This is a genomic window from Methanoregula sp., assembly GCA_026625165.1.
Classification (GTDB): Archaea; Halobacteriota; Methanomicrobia; order Methanomicrobiales; family Methanospirillaceae; genus MVRE01.
The window spans coordinates 1,720,514-1,737,733 of the sequence record CP112999.1; the positions used below are offsets into that span (position 1 = coordinate 1,720,514).

Below are 17,220 nucleotides of genomic sequence, written 5' to 3' on the forward strand. Positions count from 1 at the left end.
AAGGTTTAATGTTCGGCTGCAACCCGCGTCGATGCAGCGTCAGAAGAATAGGACATCACAGGCATGCGGTGCCCGTGGATATGGGAAACAATTTCATCGCCAAGGACAAGGAGGGCTTCCTTGTGGGCTTTCTTGTCTTTATGAATGTGAACAGGAGAGATTGCAAGGGAACTATAACGGTTTGTGGGGATTTCCTGACTGGTGATGCCTTCATAGTACTTTTTGATGTGAATCATCAGCATGTGTAAATGGAGCAGTTCTTCTTTTTGCACAATATCACCTTCCGCAAAAAATTACATGTCCTTTGCGGCTGATATACCTTTTTGGTGAGCTTTATATCAGATCACAAACGCAGTTGTGCCACACTAATCGGGCTCGCTATCGGGGACGCTTTTGGCGCGCCCCTTGAAGGGTTCCCGGCACCCCGGAAGATGGTAACTGATATGCTTCCGGGCGGCAGGCACCCAAGGACGAAGGGGGAAGTCACCGACGATACACTGCAGGCGCTTGCAGTTGCCGCATCGCTTGTGACATGCCGCGGGTTCGACCCTGATGACCTGATCGTGCGGCTTGTTGCCGCGTACCAGAACAACCCGCAGTGGTTCGGCCCCACCTCATCCGCTGTTTTCGAGCTCGTCAGGAGCGGTGTCCCGCCACACGAAGCCGCCGCTGTTGCACACGGGCAGCTTGGTTCAAGCCGGAGCAATGGGAGTGTCATGCGTGGGTTTCCTCTCGGGGTGTTCTATGCCCCGAGGTCAGTCGGGACCTTCAGCATCGCCTGCTCGCGCCTGACGCACTATGACATGGTTGCCGCCCATTCTTCCGTATGGCTCAACACGATGACGAGCGCGATGTGCCGGGGGAGCACGCGGGAGGAGGCACACCGTATGGCGTCTGCACGCTGCAGGAACGATGAGGTTTTTACTATGCTTGCGGACTATAAGAATCACTCCCCGCAACCCTCGCTCGATGCCCTGCTCTGTGCCCATGCCGCTCTCTCCTGTTTCATGACCTCAGATTCTTTTGAAGAGGCACTGGTAACGGCAGTCAATCTCGGCGGGGACGCGGACACGGTCGGCGCATGCTGCGGGGCGCTTGCCGGAGCATGCTGGGGAATGGACGCGATCCCCGGCCGGTGGGTTCGTGATCTGGTGGATTATCCCCGCATCAGCTCGGTTGCGCACGAACTGGCGGTGGCGGCTGAGGATTAAAAACCGGTCGCCTGCTGCCGTTCAGGTCCATATACGTTCGTGGAGCTGCCGGTTCCCGGGTGCTGTTACGCGTTTAACTTTTTGAGCACCCACGCCATGTTTGCACCCAGAGTTTTCATCGTGGCGATCCCTTCGTCATCCCCTTTCACATCGCCCGGCGCCAAGCCGATCCCGACATTCCAGTAGGATGACCCGGGCACGACCATCTGGGCGATGAAGAAGAAGTGGTTCATGGTGTCAAATGCATGGATCGCACCGCCCCGGCGGACGGCGACTACCGATGCGCCGACCTTGCGCCGGAGCATATCGCCGTTTGCCCGTGAGACAAAACCCGCACGCTCGATCAGCGCCTTCATCCCTGCAGAGACATCGGCAAAGTACGTGGGCGATGCAAGGATGATCCCGTCTGCGTCCAGCATCTTTTCGATGCACTCGTTGACGATATCGCCTTTCACGGCGCACCGCTTGTCCTTGTTCTCAAAACATTTCCCGCACGCGATGCAGCCCGGGATCTTTTTTCCGGCCAGCTGGACGAGTTCTGTCTTTATGCCCTCTTTCTTGAGTTCCTTGAACACTGCATTGACAAGGATGGCAGTGTTGCCATCCTTGCGTGCACTCCCGACGAATGCGACAACTTTCATTTCATGCCTCGCTTTTGGTTTTTGCACTTCTGCCCTATACATCTTCCCGTTCCTGTGAACTTGAGGGCAGGACCGGTGTGATCGGGTTTTTAATGCCCGTTTTTATACTAAAATCCGGTGACAAAAAAGAGAGAGATAATCAGGATAAAAAAAATTATACGCTCTTCAGCTCGACCAGCTTGAGCGCCCGCCCTTTTTCGCAGATGTCGGGGGCGTTCCCGAGCACGTCCACGATGATGTACTTCTCTCCTTCCACGATCCCGTCGGGGTGGCAGAGCTCGAAGCTCCGGCAGTCGGCCTTGTTGCAGGAGGATTCGAATTTGATCTTCGAGTTGACCATCGCCATCTCGGCACTTATCAGCGCCGTAGACGGAGCCTCCATCACCTCGACTGCAGTTGCGCCGTTCAGGTGCACGCCGCACTCGTGGTGTGTCGTGTGGACGGTTACGAAGGTCTTTCTGGCAAAGGGCTGCCTTGAGGGCGAGCACGTCATTGAAGGACTCGTTGGCCTTTGCAAACGCCTCCTTTGCCTTCGTGCGGGCAAAGGCGTAGTATTCAGGACAAATATTATTTTAGGACTGTTCGAGATCAGCCCCGTCATACACAAGATATCCATCGTCCCTGAGCAGGACCTTCCCCTCTACAGTCCCGGCACAGAACAGCGCGTACTTCCGGTGCCGGTAATTCCCTGCGCGCACCATTTTTGCCTTCGACTTCAACCGGACGAGGATCTTTTTTGCTTCCGCTCGGCTGACATCCCCCCATTTGCACTCGCCAAAGACGACTGATGACTCGTCATCATTCACCGCGACAAGATCGATCTCATCCTCCTTGTACCACCAGTGACCGGTCCGGTATCCGGCAAGAACAGTGGCCGCATACTCGTCCTGGACAAACGCTTCGAACTGCCGGCCAAAGAACTGGTTAAAGTCAGGGAGCCGCATGTCCGCATGACCCGTCTCGATCTCCTGCCGGCGCGGGAACACGAACCTGTACCAGAAATCAAAGACCCTGTCCCTGATCCGGTAGATTCCCTGCCGCGAACTCCCAAGAATAGGTACTTCTTTTTCCACCAGCATGAGCCGGATCATCGATTCGAGATACGGATAGATGTGCCGGCTGTCCATCCCGCAGAACTGGGCAATGGATCCCGGCGCTGTGTTGCCAAGGGCAATTGCGTGTAGGACGGACTGGTACACCTTAAGCTCGCGGAACTCCTGCGAGAGGATGAAGTAGGGTTCATGGTAAAAGTATCCATACCGGTTGAAAAATTCGTTCCGGAAAAAGGAACTGCAGTCATCGTAATCACCGGCCTTGAGCAGGTACTCCGGTATTCCACCGATCGACAGGTACACTCTCAGGGCATCAGGAAACGACAGGCGGAGAAACCGTCCTGCATCACGGAAATGCAGTGGCGCAAGCAGAATGTCCCGCGTCCGCCTGCCATAGAGGGGAGATGTCGACGAAAGAGCCAGATCGCTCATGAGGGAGAGGATCGATCCAGAGAAGAGGAGGCACCATTCCGAATTGGTGATACTCCTGTCCCACACCTTCTGGAGCGTAGAAAGCAGGGAGGGATCGTTCTTGATCAGGTACGTGAACTCGTCGATCACGAGATATGTCCTTTCAGCGACATGCTTCTGCGCGAGATACGTGAAAATCTGCTCCCATGTCCGGATATCAAGTTCCGCAAGGAGCGGATCTTTGAAATATTCCGCGCATCGATCCCTGAGCTGGGCGATCTGGATATGGGGGGCGGCGTCCTCTGCAATATAGAGGATGCCAGGTTTTCCCCGGATGAATTCATCGATGAGCCGGGTTTTTCCGATCCTCCTACGGCCATAAAGGATGATGAGTCGCCCTCCAGATCCCCTCCACTCCCGCTCCAGAAGCGAGATCTCCTCATCCCTGTCAACAAATTCCCTAATCACGATTAGTACTAATCACGATTAGGAATATATACTTGCCGCCATTTCAAGATGGAAATACAAAAGAAGGAGGTAGTTCTTATCGCTTTGTCTTTGTCGGCTTTTTCACCGCCCAGCAATCTCGCACAAATTCCCATAACCTCTCTGTCATCCAAATGTCAATTCACTTAGTTAGATCTGAATTATTCCGCATCAAATGTAAATGGGGAATCATGAAATTTTCCAATTGCAAAAATAGCAGATTACCTATTAAAAATCTCACGATCCTTTCAGTTCAACGAGCTTGAGCGCCCGCCCTTTTTCGCAGATGTCGGGGGCGTTCCCGAGCACATCCGCAACGATGTACTTCTCCCCTTCCACGATCCCGTCGGGGTGGCAGAGCTCATAGCTCCGGCAGTCCCCCTTGTTGCAGGATGATTCGAATTTGATCTTTGAATTGACCATCGCCATCTCTGCACTGATCAGCGCCGTCGACGGCGCCTCCATGACCTCGACCGCAGTTGCCCCGTTGATGTGCATGCTGCATTCGTGGTGCGTTGTCCGGACGGTGACGACCCTGTACTTCCTGCCCTTCTGGAGGTTGTGGCACGCTTTTTTCACCTTGCAGGTCTCGCAGCCGGCAGCCTCACCTTCGTAAATGAACTCGACGCCCTGCCGGGCATGCACCGTCCCTATCAGGGTCACCTTGGTCTTTGCTTCTGCCATAATACCTCACTCCTCATAGAGCATCCGGACCAGCTTTTCCGCGGACTCCTGTGTCAGTCCCATATCAAATATGGTAAAGCGCTCCGGACGGATGGTCTTTGCCATGAGGAGCGCTTCGACTGCCGTGCTGTCATCGATCCCCACATCTTCCGGGGTTGTCGGGGCGCCGATCATCTTTAACGATGCCCGGATCCCCTTCCAGTCCCCGCCGTGCAGGTACATCGAGATGATCGTGCCGATCCCGCAGCTCTCGCCATGCAGGGCTTTTCCGGGGGCAAGCCGGTCAAGGGCATGCGAGAACTTGTGCTCGCCGCCGCTCCCCGGGCGGGAGGAGCCGGCGATGCTCATCGAGACACCGCTTGAGACCAGCGCCTTTATCACAAACCTCGCGGACTCCTCGTTGTGCGGCCGGATGACGTGGGCGTTTTTTACGAGGATCTCTGCTGTCATCTTCGAGAGCGCCATCGCGTACTCGCTCACCGGCTCGCCTTTCACCCGGTATGCAAGATCCCAGTCGAGGATTGCCGTGTAATTCGAGATGATGTCGGCACACCCTGCTGCGAGGAGCCGGTGCGGGGCGGCGGCGATGATGCCGGTATCGGCCACGATCGCAATCGGGGGGTGCGCCTCAAGGGACGCGTGCCCCTCCATGGTGGGAAGCGATGCACGGGCGGATGCAATCCCGTCATGCGAAGCCGCGGTGGGGACCGATATGAACTGTTTGTCCGTGTTATACGAGACGATCTTTGCGGTATCGATCACCCTGCCGCCGCCGACCCCCACAACAAAATCCACGCCTTTTGCTGCAGCCTCTCCTTTTTTGATCACCGACGGGCTGATCGTTTCTGCAAAAAACGTCGTGATATCATAGTCGTCGTCCATGAGCCCCCGCACCCGGTCCCCGGCGAGGTCCATGGTACTTTTCCCGGATATGAGGAGAGCAGAGCCGCCGAGCGTTAAGTCCTCGCAGACATCGGGTATCTGGGCGAGCACGTCATGACCGATCACCACATCACGGGGGAGCTGCATCCACCGGGACTTGTCAAACGGCTTAGATTTGAGTAATTTTATAGGCTCTGAGCTCATTGAGATCAGAAATGATTAGTGAGTTCATCTACAAATACTACATCGATCCCATAAGGTACGGCCAGCCCTATAACGTTGTTGACACGCTCACCTACGCATTCATCCTCGTTCTCGGCATTTACATCTTTTACCGGTGGCTGATGAGTTCCCGGTACTTAAACCGGATCCGGCTCACGGTGGATACGGAGTTCATCCTCGCCACGCTCCCCTATGTAGTGCTGGGCGGGGTGTTGCGGGTCGTCCAGGATACGGGGATGATCAAGGGTGACTTCCAGTTCCTGCTGGTCACGCCGCTCATCTATTTTGTCCTCTTTTTCTTCACGCTTGGCATGATCTTTTTGTCGCGGTACCTCCAGGCACAGGGTTTTGTCAAGAACTTCCTCTCGTTTTACGCGTCTGCCGGCAGCATGGCTGCATTTATCGTGGTGCTCACCCTCACGGCTTACGGGATGAACGTGACACAGATCGACCTCTTTGTCCTGTTTGTCATCCCCCTCATGGCAGTGACGGCGACCGCTGTCCTCTGGGCATTCATGAGGTACGCGCTTGCATGGAAATACGTCAGCCACCCGCTCTACATCACCCTCATCTTCGGGCATATGCTGGACGCGAGCGCGACCAGCTACGGTATCGACCTTCACCCCGCACTCCAATACATTGAACAGCATGTGGTGGGTTCGAACCTCATCGAGTGGACGGGCACGGCGTTTGTCATGTTCCCGTTAAAACTGATCGTGCTCTTCCCCGCGATTTACGTCCTCGAGCTGTACCGCAAAGAGGCGGATGAGGACTTCTGGCACCTTGTCGTGCTCGCCATGATCATCGTCGGGCTTGCACCCGGCATCCGGGACATGACGCGGATGGTGCTCTATGTCTGAACCGGGCCTTGGCAGGGCGGTCGTCATCATATTTTTGCTCTTTTTTACTACCATCCTCATAGGCTGGGTGGGAACTGCCCAGAACCCTGAGATTGGCGAGGAGTTCATGCACATGTTCCAGAAAGATGTCGCAAAGCAGGTGATGGGGGGCAGTGACGCTGAGATCGGGGGCAAGATCTTCCTCAATAACATCGAAGCCTGCATCCTGCTCTTTTTGGGAGGTGCGTCCTTTGGGATATTTACCATCCTCATCATGAGCTTAAACGGCATCGTTATCGGCGCCATCATGGAGATCGTCCACGAACAGCACAGTTCTGCCTTTGTCGCGGCAGCAATCCTCCCGCACGGAATCTTCGAGATCCCCGGTTTTATCCTTGCCGGCGCTCTGGGGATTTTGCTCTCCCAGTCTCTTGTCAATGAGTATTACGGATCGGGCGATGCAGCGGCCGAAACAGAGCGGCTCACACGGAATTTTATGCTCATGGTCCTCCCGCTGATCGCGGTTGCGGCGGTTGTCGAGGCTTTTATTACGCCGCAGGTCATACAATTGGTGGTTTAAGGTTTTTTCATGGACGAGGATAAGGGCGCACTGCCGCCAAAACACCAGTTTTCCGAATGGTATAACGATATTTTATGGCGTGCGGAGATCATGGACGTCCGCTACCCGGTCAAGGGGCTCTACGTCTGGTACCCGTACGGGTTTGCACTCCGGAAGCACGTGTACCAGCGCCTGCGTGACCTCCTCGACCGCGAACATTCGGAGGCACTCTTTCCCCTGCTCATCCCCGAGCAGGAGTTCATGAAGGAAGCCGAGCACATCAAGGGCTTTGAGGACGAGGTGTACTGGGTCACGCACGGGGGGACGAGCCCGCTTGAAGTGAAACTCGCACTGCGCCCGACGAGCGAGACGGCGATTTACCCGATGTACGCACTCTGGGTGCGTTCGCATGCGGATTTACCGCTGCGGATCTACCAGGTCGTCAACACGTTCCGGTACGAGACCAAGCAGACCCGGCCGCTTATCCGCCTGCGCGAGATCACCTCGTTCATGGAGTCGCACACGGTGCACGCGACATGGGACGAGGCAGAGGCACAGGTGGAGAGCGAGATTGTACTGACCCGGGAGTTCTACGAGTCCATGTGCATCCCCGTCATCATCTCGAAGCGTCCCGACTGGGACAAGTTCCCCGGCGCGGATTACACGATTGCCGTGGACACGGTCATGCCCAACGGCAGGACCCTCCAGATTGGCACCGTCCACCACCTCGGCACCCATTTCTCAAAGACGTTTGCCATCAACTACGAGGACAAAAACGGGGAGCAGCAGCTGGCAAACCAGACCTGCTACGGCATCTCGGAGCGGTGCATTGCTGCATTAATCGGCGTCCACGGCGACGACAAGGGGCTTATCCTCCCCCCTGCGGTTGCAGCGGTCCAGGTCGTGATCGTGCCGATCTTGATCGGGAAACGGCATGACGACGTGCTCGCGTCGGCACAGAAACTCGAGGAGGAACTCAAAAGCGCCGGGTTCCGGACAAAGATAGATATCCGGGACATGCGGCCCGGCGCGAAATACTACTGGTGGGAGCTCCGGGGCGTGCCGCTCCGGCTCGAACTGGGGCCAAGAGATATCGACGCCGGCAAGGTGATGGCGGTGACCCGGCTTGGCGGGAAGACGTCGCTCGACCGCGCCGGCATCGCCGGTGGCACAAGGAAAGTCCTTGCCGAAATCTCGCAGGCGATGAAAGCAAAAGCCGAAGAGCATGTGAAGAACAGCCTCTGCACGGCTGGCACGGTCGATGCCCTGACCGCAGCGCTCAACGACAGCAGGGTCGCGGTCGTCCCGTGGTGCGGCGACCATGGGTGCGGGGACGCGATCGAGGAGAAGTCGAGCTCAAGCATCCTCGGAACGGAAGCCCGGTCGCCCTATGTTCCGGATGCCGGCGGGGCGTGCGTCATCTGCGGGAAACCGGGGAAGGCCACGCTCGTGGGAAGGACGTATTGAACAGAATTTTTTTTAATTTTTCGACAACACTCAAGAACAACTGTCAGACCTTTTCTGATTTACGGTTGAATTTTTTTTTTTTGGTTCTCATCAGGGACCCGATCCGGGGGATCCCAATTACCACTGTTTTTTCTGATTCAGGTATTACAGTCCGACCCGGCAACCCGTCTGCCGCATAATTAGGGCTATTTGCGGACTTATCCGGCCACGCTGCGGGCTCCGATACCCTGAAATAAGCAATTTACGGGCGATTCGTAAAACAATCAGGACATATTTTGCCAAATTCGTGCCTGAAAACACTCCTGATACCATCCGGAGAGGGTAATCTGGGCTTAAAATGAGGAGATCTGGTATGAGCTCTTCAGCGAGATCCTGCCAGGAGGATGATCAGGTATCCGGTGGAGGGATCCGGATCCGATCCAACTCCCCCTGTTTTTCAGGCATCCACAGACTGTAGGTCAAACCGGGAACCGATTCTGCCTCCAATTGATGCTATTTGTGGACTTTTTCAGGCACGATACAGCCCCCGATAACCAAAAATAAGCAATTTGCGGGTGATTCGCAAAACAATTGGGACACTTTTTGCCGATTTCGTGCCTGAAAACACTCCGGATACCCCCCGGGAAGGGCAATCGGAGCCCAAAATGAGGAGATTTGGTACTATGAATCCTCAGGGATACCCCATCCCTGTAAAAAAGGGGTATATGGATATCGGAGAGTCCCTGTCATCCCTGTACCGGGGTCGTAGCCGGTATCGTATCACTCGTAGCCGGTACCGGATCACTCACAGCCGCTGCCACCACGACCGGTTCCTTTCCCGGTTCCGGAGCCGGTCTGCCGTCCTTGCCGATCCGTTCGATAACGGTATCCCCAATCCTGAAGTACCTCCAGCCATGCCGGGAATAGATCCAGAGCTCGCGGCTGACCGGGCCCGAACCGGGGAGGGAACGGATGAGGTCGATCGTCTCGCTGCATTCTGCTTCGACATTTTTGGGTGAGCAGTGAAGGCGGGACACTCTCTGGAGGCGGACAAAGACAACATGCCCCGGACTCCGGATCACAAAGTCACTGACCCGGTCCGGTTCCGGACAGAACTTCATGACCTCGCCTCTCGCCCGGGCCGTCACGATCGCATCGTCCAGTCCCGTTGTCGGCCGCCGCCCTCTCGTCATGATACCCCACACTCCTTTCCTTTACCGATCCGTACCGCTTTCCCGCGACCAACAGCCCTCGCCCTCAGCTCGCGTTTCACCGGCCGGGTGCGGGTGCTGATATTGTAGTAATGGCTGCGGGTCTTTCGTACGATCATCCGCTCCTCTTTTTTGCTTTCCTGCCTTGCATCGGAACCCGTCTTCGTCCGGCCAGCGCACCCTGCACCGGCCGGGACTCCATCCTGTTCAATCGCCTCCCGCAACGATGCTGCAGCGGGCACCGGGCTGATCGTGTTCTCCTGCGATTCCTGCTTATTATTTTCAGTATTGACTGTCATGTTTGGTTCACTTCTTCCTGCTTTTGTTCAACAACGATTCTTTTTAGAGCCGGTCCCCTTTCTTAAAAATTTTTAAAACGCCGGACCGGGTGGAGCCTTGGCTATCGTCCTGTACACGGTTACACATCGCAGTCGGCAGGTAACCTGCAGGATAACAGCCTTGAATAAAACCCCGACACCGGAACCCGGCGTTATCTAACGATCACCAAAAAACGTAAAGAGCGAAAAGACCGGGGCGTGGCCGCTCGTCAACCTGTACCGCTTCCCCGCATTCAGGACATTTCCATCAGATGATACAACGAGCGCTCTTGCACAGGCAACGGCTGACGGCATGGGCTTGATTGTGTGGAAAGCAGCAGCGAGCCTCTCTTTCAAGGCCGCCGCAGTCTGTTTCGCCCATGTCTTCAGTTGTTCTATGAGCTCGCGGATCATTGTATTGACCTTCGGTTGTCCCGGTTTGATTATATACTCTGTGGTTGATGCGAAAATTTGGGAGTTATTGTGTTCCTGATGGGGGAACCGGGGGCCGTACTGTGCCCGGATTGGTATTAACTGATTTTGTTCGGATTAAGCGCGGCAATTTTTTCCAGAATCTCGGTTTTACGGCGAGATTTTTTAGAAAGTAGGGGGTGCGGCAGGAATACAAGTATTGCTGAAATAATACCGACCTCTTACTTTCACACTGCACAGGACGACATTCTTACTGGCGAACAATACTCATATTTATATAATGTCACCACATGTGAGACAACGACCGCCCCCACCGGATCCCGGAAAGGAAGTTGCCTCATTTCTCGCGTGGTTGAAGAAACTAAATTCGGCTGTTGAGTTAAGTCGCTGCGACGCTGAATGTACCCGTAGAGGTCTCGATATTCACAAGATTTTAAAAGACTGCGGTAATGAACGGATTGCCAAAGGGTTGCTTCCAAAACGGGGAAAGACGATAAAGGTCGTTGTTTTGTATGATCTGAAATGGGCGGATGCCTGGTCGATCTTTTATGATGTAGAGATACCACACCACCGGCATGGCAAAAAACTATAAAAAAATTGATAGTTAGTATCAGAAATTTGATAATGTCAATGAGCATAGTGATAGTAAGGATCATCATTGTATCAACTGGACGATGAGGTGAAACCCATGGCTGATGAGGACTTACCTGTAATATCTGCCGAGTTTGCAAAATTCATCAACAAACCCTACGGAGGACTGTTTGGAGATGCAGTTGTTGTTCATGTAATTCAGGCTGTAGTTGCGGATCCAACGCGGGAGTACCGTCCGAAGGATCTGGAGGAGTTTACCGGGGCATCAAATAACAGTGTGAAAAATGCACTATCCACCCTTGTCGGTCTTCAGCTGCTGATCAAAGATTCGAGGGATTCCCGGCGCCCGGTATACCGGGTCAATCTGAAGTCCAGGAAGCTGATCGCACTGACCTTCCTTGCATTTGCCGTGCTCGACGATCGTGAAGATACGGATTGCATGGATGATGCCATCATTGAATACTGTACCTCTGATCTCAAACACCGGATGGAACCGTATCTTGCTGAGAGTGAAGCACGGATCACAGTTATGCCGGAGATGATTGCACAGGTTGCTTATGGTTACTATAATAACCCGGTGCCGTATCCACGAGCAGTAACAATAACGGAGGCCTGAAATGATAAAGAATTCTGCTGTCCCAAATCCGACAAAAACTCAGAAACAACCAGCGAAAGCAGATTCCAAAGTTACTATTGATATTCAGTCCCTGTACAGGTTCAGACCGGAGAATCTCCAGGTAGATATCACAACAGTACGATATGCAAATCATTCATTCATTCAGGTCACCGAGCGGGACTTGTACATAGATTTCCTTGAAATGCCCGGTGTAAAAAAAGAGAATGGAAAAGTTGCGGTTAATGGCACGCGAATCTACATGACCCACGTTGCAGCACAGAAGATGGCTGAGGCATTATCCGGGGTTCTCGAACGTGTGCACCGTGACGGGCGGATGGAGTCCTATGCCCCAAAGAAGGACGCTGCCGCAAAGATTACCACAAAGATCGCCAAATCTTCAAAGAGCTCGGAAGCGTAACAGCCTCAGTCTCTCTTTTTTGTTTCGTTCTTACAAATGCACTCGAAGATTTCTCAATGGAAATCCTCTCGTGTCTCATCCCTTCGGGATTCGACAACTTAAAGACACCTTCAGTTTCTTCTCAAGCCCCTCACTTTCCTTCGTAAAGTGAGTGCCACATCGCACAATGCCAATATGCGAGTAACAAGGGTGACGAAAAAATGCGGCTCGAACGGCGGGGGCACAGGACCGCATTAAACGTAACAAAAATCACGAAAACAATTGAACCGCATAATATCTTCTGCCTTTCTGATAAACACCGATTGCAATAGAATGATAGCTTCCTCGTAAAATATTTTCACGGTGTCCGGGACTCCGCATCCAGGTATTAACAAATTTTTGGGAAATATTCTGTTTTTGAACAAATCCCAGCCCGCGAACATTCCCAAGAGGGATTTGTGCGATATTTTCTCCGCATGATGATGGGACACCATCATGAGAAAAATTCCATGATATTTCTTTTGCCCTGCGCTGAGCCGTAGAGTATGAATTATCATCCCACGACAGTGCTGGTAGTCGATGTCGTTGCCGGATTTTATTTACGGAATTGAAAACGCTCGTTTCGATTTTGATATTTTTACCATATCGAACACGACGGGATGGATAATATTTTTGAGATCTTGAACTCCGTTTAAAAGGCTGGTTGATCTTCCAGTAGATTTCCCAATAGAAATTTTTCAGTTTCTTCCTCAATCCCAATAACCACTTTGGTGATCTTCTCCGTGGAGTGTACCGAATGAAAGCGTATGCAATTCCAATTAAAATCAACAAAATGATGAATTCGGAGAAAAACAGATACAAGAACGTAGCAAGAAAGGAGAGGCCAAGGAATATTCCGATGGTTATCAGGATATATTTTACATGACGGAGTTCCATCATTTCGTTATCACTTGTTCTCCCTTCGCATCATCCCGCCACCTGCCTCACTACCGCCCCCGTGTACCGCCCCTGCACTCCTGCCCGCTCCTTCAACAGTTGACCCCATAATGATGAGAGACAAAAAAGATTTGATTATTGAGACACTTTTAAAGCCCGAATTCGTGCATTAATCGGGGGATGTGATTCTGATCCCTCGTTCTGATCACGATCAATTGAGGTTTTTTCAAGTGCAGAGATCATATGCTCAGCACCGACAAACTTTTTCCCCATACCATCTGCATCCAGTTCAAGATACCAACTGACAGGAATCATCGTAATTGAAGTAAATGCAAATAATGCATACCACATCATGAATTCTGGTAAACCATTGAAAACCGTGTAGCCTGCCAATAAAAGAAGTGCAAATGCCGAGATTTTAATCCAATAATGTCTCTTTTTATTATGAGCAAATTCATGAGCGAATACCGCAAGTAGTTCCTCTTTATTCAAGGTAAAAAATGTTTTATCCCCAATGAATACACTACCGGTTGGTAAAACGCAAGCATTGAAATTGTCCATCACTATTTTAAAAGAGTTACAGGTCACTCCCATGCTTTTCGCAAGATTGGAGACTTCAACCGGTACAGGAATCTCTACTTTTTTCTTAAATATCATCAAAACTATATCCTTGAGATTACCTACGGTATCGATTACAAGGAATATCGCCATGAGTAGCATGAATAGAAGGCAGACTAATAATGAGGGTAATTGAATGATGGGGCTCTGGAAGAAATGAAATGATAATGCACTGAAAAAGACTATCAAAAAAACATATAGTTTTGCTTTGAATTTTATTTTGATAAAATTCCATATTTGTCCAATCATGTTTTCTCTCCATCGATGACAAGGTTGTCCTTAATTTGTTCTTGTAATCGTGAAATCTTCGTAACAGTTTTTTGGACATCTTCGGAAAAATGAAATCCTTTCTTGATCATCGTTTCGATATATTCGCTCCGACTCATGCCAAGAGCCTTCGTTGTCTGATCGAGTGATTCAACTACGTCGTTAGATAATGCTATACTGACAATCCGTTTTGCCATCGTTAATAAATTATTAACGCTCGTAGGTTAATAAAGATTTTGATCGTTGTATTAAAGTAGTGGATAAAATGTGGTTACCGGAAAAATGTTATAAATAAGGATTGTGTTATCCCACCACACTCTTCACCACATCACTCACTAGCCGCCCCTGCACACCCGCCCTCTCATTCGGGAAGAACGCGGTTCCGTCGATCCAACCACAAACCGTATCCCCTCCCCAACCTACCGCGTACTGGTAAGAATGATCCGGACTATACGATGCCAGAGAGCCGCACTTGCCGCCACCATTATTCTCATCGCGCTCTCCCTGATCGCCCCCGCTATCGCGGCCACCAACACCGGGACCCCGGCCCCCGTCACTACGATGCCCATGAACGACACCTCCCTTGCCGAACTCGCAGCCCGAGGTACCATCGTCCCGCAATCATCCCTGGAGAAGCTGGGCAACACGGAGATCACCCTCTTCCGGTTCGAGGTGAACAATTCGACATTCCCCGGCCCCCGCGATATGGCATTCGGCCCGCGCTATATCCAGATGACTACGAACGTAGGCTCTCTCTTCATCTTTTTTGCCGCTGCCTGTGTTGTGGTGCTGGCCTTTGTCATCTGCCGGAGAAGGAAAGCCAGAGTGACGCAAGTCGACACAACAGAAAATACGCCGGAAAACGGCGATGAAAAACAGGATTAAAGTGCGTCCGGGCCGGTCTTTTAGCACCGGTCACAGGTATATGTTATTTTGAGCGTCGGCTTGCGCATGTCGCCCTCGATCCTCTTCTTCCCGCCGAGGATGAACCATTTCCCGCAGGCCGGGCACTTCTTGGGCCGGATGCGGTCTAGAGGCTTCATCGGGATCTCGAGCACAAAGGATGTCTTTGTCCACTCCTCCACGGGCTTGTCCGCGTTATCTTCATACGAATTGACAAATCCCATGATCTGTGTTGCGGGGACCCCGAGGTCGACGAACTGCTTGAAGACAAAGTAGTTGAAGATGAGCCACGAGAGGTCGGAGCGCTCGATGATCCCCTCAAATTCGCCGAACGCATCCTCGAACTCCTCCAGTGAACAGCCGCACAGCGGGCATTTGCCGCCCACGAGCTCGTCTAAAAAGACCTCTTCGTGGCAGCCCGGGCATGTGGTGTGGGGTGCGTGCATGCGTGATGTCATAAGTGCTCCATTGATTGGGTCATGGTAAGTATTAAAGGTCTGGTATCCCCGGCAGGCAATAATGCCAGGCAACTGCCGGAACCGGATTTACTCTTGCAGGATATGATGGGTGTGTATAATTCTTATACATATCACCCGTGCATGTGATCATTAAAAATTCTTACGGTTTGAACGTGAGACCACAACTGATATCATTCAGCGGCGAGGTCCTCGCGTTCCATGACAAGGGTTCCGAACACCAGTTTTTCCAGCACCTGTGAGACGTACTTGAGCTCCATTGCCTTTTCAAGGTCTTCGTTCCGGTGGATGTCGGCATAGAGCTGGAGGCGCAGTAGCGCGAACCGGAACCGGTCGAGCGTTTCGTCGTCAAGGTTCATCGCCTCGCGGTAGATTGGCTCGACAAGGTCCGGAAAAGCCTGCGGGTTCTCAAGGCACGCGATCACGCCCTTGTAGATGGCAAGCGGTTTCTCCTTGCCGCAGAGGACCCGCATGTAGTCCATTTTTTACCCCTCGACTTCCCTGATTAACGCTTCCATGACCTTGTCAACGGCCGCCCAGCTGGCACTCTCTTTTCCGCGACGGATGATGAACGGACGCCCTTCATCGCCGGCCTTGCGCATCTCGATGTCGACGGGGATGCCGCCTAAGTACGGGACGTTCAACTCTTCCGCGATCTTCTTACCCCCGCCTTTGCCAAACAGGTCGATCTCCCCCTTGCAGTGGGGGCAGAGCATCCCGCTCATGTTCTCGATGACCCCGATCACCGGGAGCCCGAGCTTCTCGACAAACTTTATGGACTTGCGGGCGTCAAGCGTGGCAACGTCCTGCGGAGTCGTCACGATGACGGCTCCCCGGACATTGGGGGCGAGCTGGGCGATCGTCAGCGCCTCGTCACCGGTGCCCGGCGGGAGGTCGACAACGATGAAGTCGAGCGACCCCCAGTTGACTTCGTCAAGGAGCTGCTGGATCGCCACCATCTTCATCGGCCCGCGCCAGATGAGCGGGGTGCTCGTGTCGGGCAGCACGAACGCGATGGAGACCACAGAGAGGTTGCCGGTGACATGCACCGGCTCGATCCTGTTTTCCATCATCGCAAACTTCTGGTCCTCGATACCCAGCATCTTGGGGATGTTGGGGCCGTGCATGTCAAGGTCAAGCAGCCCGACACGGTAACCGTGGTTTGCGAGGGCATACGCAAGGTTCACGGACACGGTGGACTTGCCGACTCCGCCCTTGCCGGACAGGACAAGCACTACGTGTTTGACATCGATATTTGCCTTTGGGGGAAGGCCTCCTGTCGCTTTTGCATCGGAACAGGTGCCCGCGCTTGCGCACCCGTTGCATTCATGGGCGCACTCCTCTTTTGTCGGGGGTGTATTGTCAGTCTTCTTTGCCATCATGTGCCTCTAATTTAAAAATCACTGCATTACTCTCATCAGTTCTGTTTCAAGAACCATAAAGATATATCAGTATATGCAAAGGACGGGACTTAACCGGTTCATTTCCTGAAACTTTGCCTCTCTTCGGTGTGCAGGACTTTGTGCTCCCTCATAATCAGATGGAAGGGGCAGGGGGAGGGGGGATGCAGTCCGTCCTCCGGTTGTATGGCTTGATGTCGATGACGGGCGTGCCATCGATTGCGTCCAGCCCGCGTACCTTCAGCACATTCCCATTCCGTTCCAGTAAGTCAACAACACAGAACCCGACAGGGTTGGGCCGGTTGGGCGAGCGGGTCGCAAACACCCCGTGCTCCGTCCTGAGATGAGGCGGTGTTGCCGCAAGCACTGTACGGTCGGCACGGTCAAACCAGCACAGAACGATCAGGTTCGGGTGATGTCCGATATCTTTAAGTCCGGGAGCAAACGCCTCATCGATAAGGATTTCTGATACAGTTGAAGAGAGCCGTCCCTGGTGAGGGGCATCGGACATTGTTTTGTAGGGCGACCGGACAACCCCGATCGGCCGGAGATCCATCTGCATTGGAACCTGTCCTTTTTTAAAAATCTGTATTTGAGGGGATATGAGCATGCCGGATCGGGCA

24 protein-coding genes are annotated in these 17,220 nt (G+C 52.9%); 8 read left to right on the plus strand and 16 right to left on the minus strand.

What is annotated here, in order from left to right; translation table 11 throughout:
* Positions 1 to 5 precede the first annotated feature (5 nt).
* Positions 6 to 272 carry a UPF0058 family protein gene (locus OS112_09010; GenBank protein ID WAC04590.1) on the minus strand — a complete coding sequence of 89 codons (267 nt, stop codon included), beginning with the start codon at positions 270 to 272 and terminating at the stop codon, positions 6 to 8.
* Between the two features lie 54 nt (positions 273 to 326).
* On the opposite strand from OS112_09010, the gene OS112_09015 reads away from it, so the two are divergent.
* Positions 327 to 1,211: an ADP-ribosylglycohydrolase family protein gene (locus OS112_09015; GenBank protein ID WAC04591.1), complete on the plus strand. Its 885-nt coding sequence runs from the start codon at positions 327 to 329 to the stop codon at positions 1,209 to 1,211.
* Positions 1,212 to 1,276: 65 nt separating this feature from the next.
* On the opposite strand, the gene OS112_09020 is transcribed toward OS112_09015, so the two are convergent.
* The 5 genes from OS112_09020 to OS112_09040 form a co-directional block, all read right to left on the minus strand.
* Entirely contained in the window at positions 1,277 to 1,852 is a 576-nt protein-coding gene (locus OS112_09020) for a flavodoxin family protein (GenBank protein WAC06166.1), read from the minus strand.
* 154 nt (positions 1,853 to 2,006) lie between these two features.
* The gene (locus OS112_09025) at positions 2,007 to 2,345 is read right to left on the minus strand and encodes a UPF0179 family protein (GenBank protein ID WAC04592.1); all 339 of its coding nucleotides are present in this window, start codon (positions 2,343 to 2,345) and stop codon (positions 2,007 to 2,009) included.
* A 79-nt stretch (positions 2,346 to 2,424) separates the two neighbouring features.
* A complete protein-coding gene (locus OS112_09030) occupies positions 2,425 to 3,783 on the minus strand; it encodes an ATP-binding protein (protein ID WAC04593.1) in 1,359 nt (452 codons plus the stop codon).
* Between the two features lie 255 nt (positions 3,784 to 4,038).
* Complete coding sequence (locus OS112_09035) at positions 4,039 to 4,485, minus strand: UPF0179 family protein (GenBank protein WAC04594.1); 447 nt, start codon at positions 4,483 to 4,485, stop codon at positions 4,039 to 4,041.
* A gap of 6 nt (positions 4,486 to 4,491) precedes the next feature.
* Complete coding sequence (locus tag OS112_09040; GenBank protein ID WAC04595.1) at positions 4,492 to 5,571, minus strand: NAD(P)-dependent glycerol-1-phosphate dehydrogenase; 1,080 nt, start codon at positions 5,569 to 5,571, stop codon at positions 4,492 to 4,494.
* An 11-nt stretch (positions 5,572 to 5,582) separates the two neighbouring features.
* Here OS112_09040 and OS112_09045 point away from each other — a divergent pair, with 11 nt between their 5' ends.
* The 3 genes from OS112_09045 to proS are packed head-to-tail and all read left to right on the plus strand — an operon-like array spanning position 5,583 to position 8,454.
* Entirely contained in the window at positions 5,583 to 6,449 is an 867-nt protein-coding gene (locus OS112_09045; GenBank protein WAC04596.1) for a DUF63 family protein, read from the plus strand.
* Positions 6,442 to 7,008: a stage II sporulation protein M gene (locus OS112_09050; protein WAC04597.1), complete on the plus strand. Its 567-nt coding sequence runs from the start codon at positions 6,442 to 6,444 to the stop codon at positions 7,006 to 7,008. Before OS112_09045 ends, OS112_09050 begins: the two co-directional genes overlap by 8 nt.
* 9 nt (positions 7,009 to 7,017) lie before the next feature.
* Entirely contained in the window at positions 7,018 to 8,454 is a 1,437-nt protein-coding gene (gene proS, locus OS112_09055) for a proline--tRNA ligase (GenBank protein ID WAC04598.1), read from the plus strand.
* Positions 8,455 to 9,179: 725 nt separating this feature from the next.
* On the opposite strand, the gene OS112_09060 is transcribed toward proS, so the two are convergent.
* From OS112_09060 to OS112_09070, 3 genes are all read right to left on the minus strand, one after another.
* Positions 9,180 to 9,626, minus strand: a complete 447-nt coding sequence (locus OS112_09060) for a hypothetical protein (GenBank protein WAC04599.1) — start codon at positions 9,624 to 9,626, stop codon at positions 9,180 to 9,182.
* A complete protein-coding gene (locus OS112_09065) occupies positions 9,623 to 9,943 on the minus strand; it encodes a hypothetical protein (protein ID WAC04600.1) in 321 nt (106 codons plus the stop codon). The genes OS112_09060 and OS112_09065 overlap by 4 nt, the downstream gene beginning before the upstream one ends.
* A gap of 195 nt (positions 9,944 to 10,138) precedes the next feature.
* Entirely contained in the window at positions 10,139 to 10,375 is a 237-nt protein-coding gene (locus OS112_09070) for a hypothetical protein (protein WAC04601.1), read from the minus strand.
* A gap of 310 nt (positions 10,376 to 10,685) precedes the next feature.
* Here OS112_09070 and OS112_09075 point away from each other — a divergent pair, with 310 nt between their 5' ends.
* The 3 genes from OS112_09075 (at position 10,686) to OS112_09085 (ending at position 12,018) form a co-directional block, all read left to right on the plus strand.
* Positions 10,686 to 10,985, plus strand: coding sequence for a hypothetical protein (locus OS112_09075; protein ID WAC04602.1), 300 nt, complete (start codon positions 10,686 to 10,688; stop codon positions 10,983 to 10,985).
* 96 nt (positions 10,986 to 11,081) lie between these two features.
* The gene (locus tag OS112_09080; GenBank protein WAC04603.1) at positions 11,082 to 11,600 is read left to right on the plus strand and encodes a hypothetical protein; all 519 of its coding nucleotides are present in this window, start codon (positions 11,082 to 11,084) and stop codon (positions 11,598 to 11,600) included.
* Position 11,601: 1 nt separating this feature from the next.
* Positions 11,602 to 12,018: a DUF3467 domain-containing protein gene (locus OS112_09085; protein WAC04604.1), complete on the plus strand. Its 417-nt coding sequence runs from the start codon at positions 11,602 to 11,604 to the stop codon at positions 12,016 to 12,018.
* Positions 12,019 to 12,267: 249 nt separating this feature from the next.
* Here the strand turns inward: OS112_09085 and OS112_09090 are convergent, their stop codons facing one another.
* From OS112_09090 to OS112_09100, 3 genes are all read right to left on the minus strand, one after another.
* Positions 12,268 to 12,936 carry a CAP domain-containing protein gene (locus OS112_09090; protein WAC04605.1) on the minus strand — a complete coding sequence of 223 codons (669 nt, stop codon included), beginning with the start codon at positions 12,934 to 12,936 and terminating at the stop codon, positions 12,268 to 12,270.
* Between the two features lie 132 nt (positions 12,937 to 13,068).
* A complete protein-coding gene (locus OS112_09095; GenBank protein ID WAC04606.1) occupies positions 13,069 to 13,644 on the minus strand; it encodes a M48 family metalloprotease in 576 nt (191 codons plus the stop codon).
* A gap of 152 nt (positions 13,645 to 13,796) precedes the next feature.
* Positions 13,797 to 14,015: a ribbon-helix-helix protein, CopG family gene (locus OS112_09100; GenBank protein WAC04607.1), complete on the minus strand. Its 219-nt coding sequence runs from the start codon at positions 14,013 to 14,015 to the stop codon at positions 13,797 to 13,799.
* 241 nt (positions 14,016 to 14,256) lie between these two features.
* Here OS112_09100 and OS112_09105 point away from each other — a divergent pair, with 241 nt between their 5' ends.
* Complete coding sequence (locus OS112_09105) at positions 14,257 to 14,703, plus strand: hypothetical protein (GenBank protein ID WAC04608.1); 447 nt, start codon at positions 14,257 to 14,259, stop codon at positions 14,701 to 14,703.
* 20 nt (positions 14,704 to 14,723) lie between these two features.
* Here the strand turns inward: OS112_09105 and OS112_09110 are convergent, their stop codons facing one another.
* From OS112_09110 to tsaA, 4 genes are all read right to left on the minus strand, one after another.
* On the minus strand, positions 14,724 to 15,179 hold the full coding sequence (locus OS112_09110; GenBank protein WAC04609.1) for a hypothetical protein: 456 nt from the start codon (positions 15,177 to 15,179) through the stop codon (positions 14,724 to 14,726).
* Positions 15,180 to 15,370: 191 nt separating this feature from the next.
* Positions 15,371 to 15,679, minus strand: a complete 309-nt coding sequence (locus OS112_09115; GenBank protein WAC04610.1) for a hypothetical protein — start codon at positions 15,677 to 15,679, stop codon at positions 15,371 to 15,373.
* A gap of 3 nt (positions 15,680 to 15,682) precedes the next feature.
* The gene (locus OS112_09120; GenBank protein WAC06167.1) at positions 15,683 to 16,576 is read right to left on the minus strand and encodes an Mrp/NBP35 family ATP-binding protein; all 894 of its coding nucleotides are present in this window, start codon (positions 16,574 to 16,576) and stop codon (positions 15,683 to 15,685) included.
* A gap of 157 nt (positions 16,577 to 16,733) precedes the next feature.
* Complete coding sequence (gene tsaA, locus OS112_09125; GenBank protein WAC04611.1) at positions 16,734 to 17,159, minus strand: tRNA (N6-threonylcarbamoyladenosine(37)-N6)-methyltransferase TrmO; 426 nt, start codon at positions 17,157 to 17,159, stop codon at positions 16,734 to 16,736.
* Positions 17,160 to 17,220: the final 61 nt, after the last annotated feature.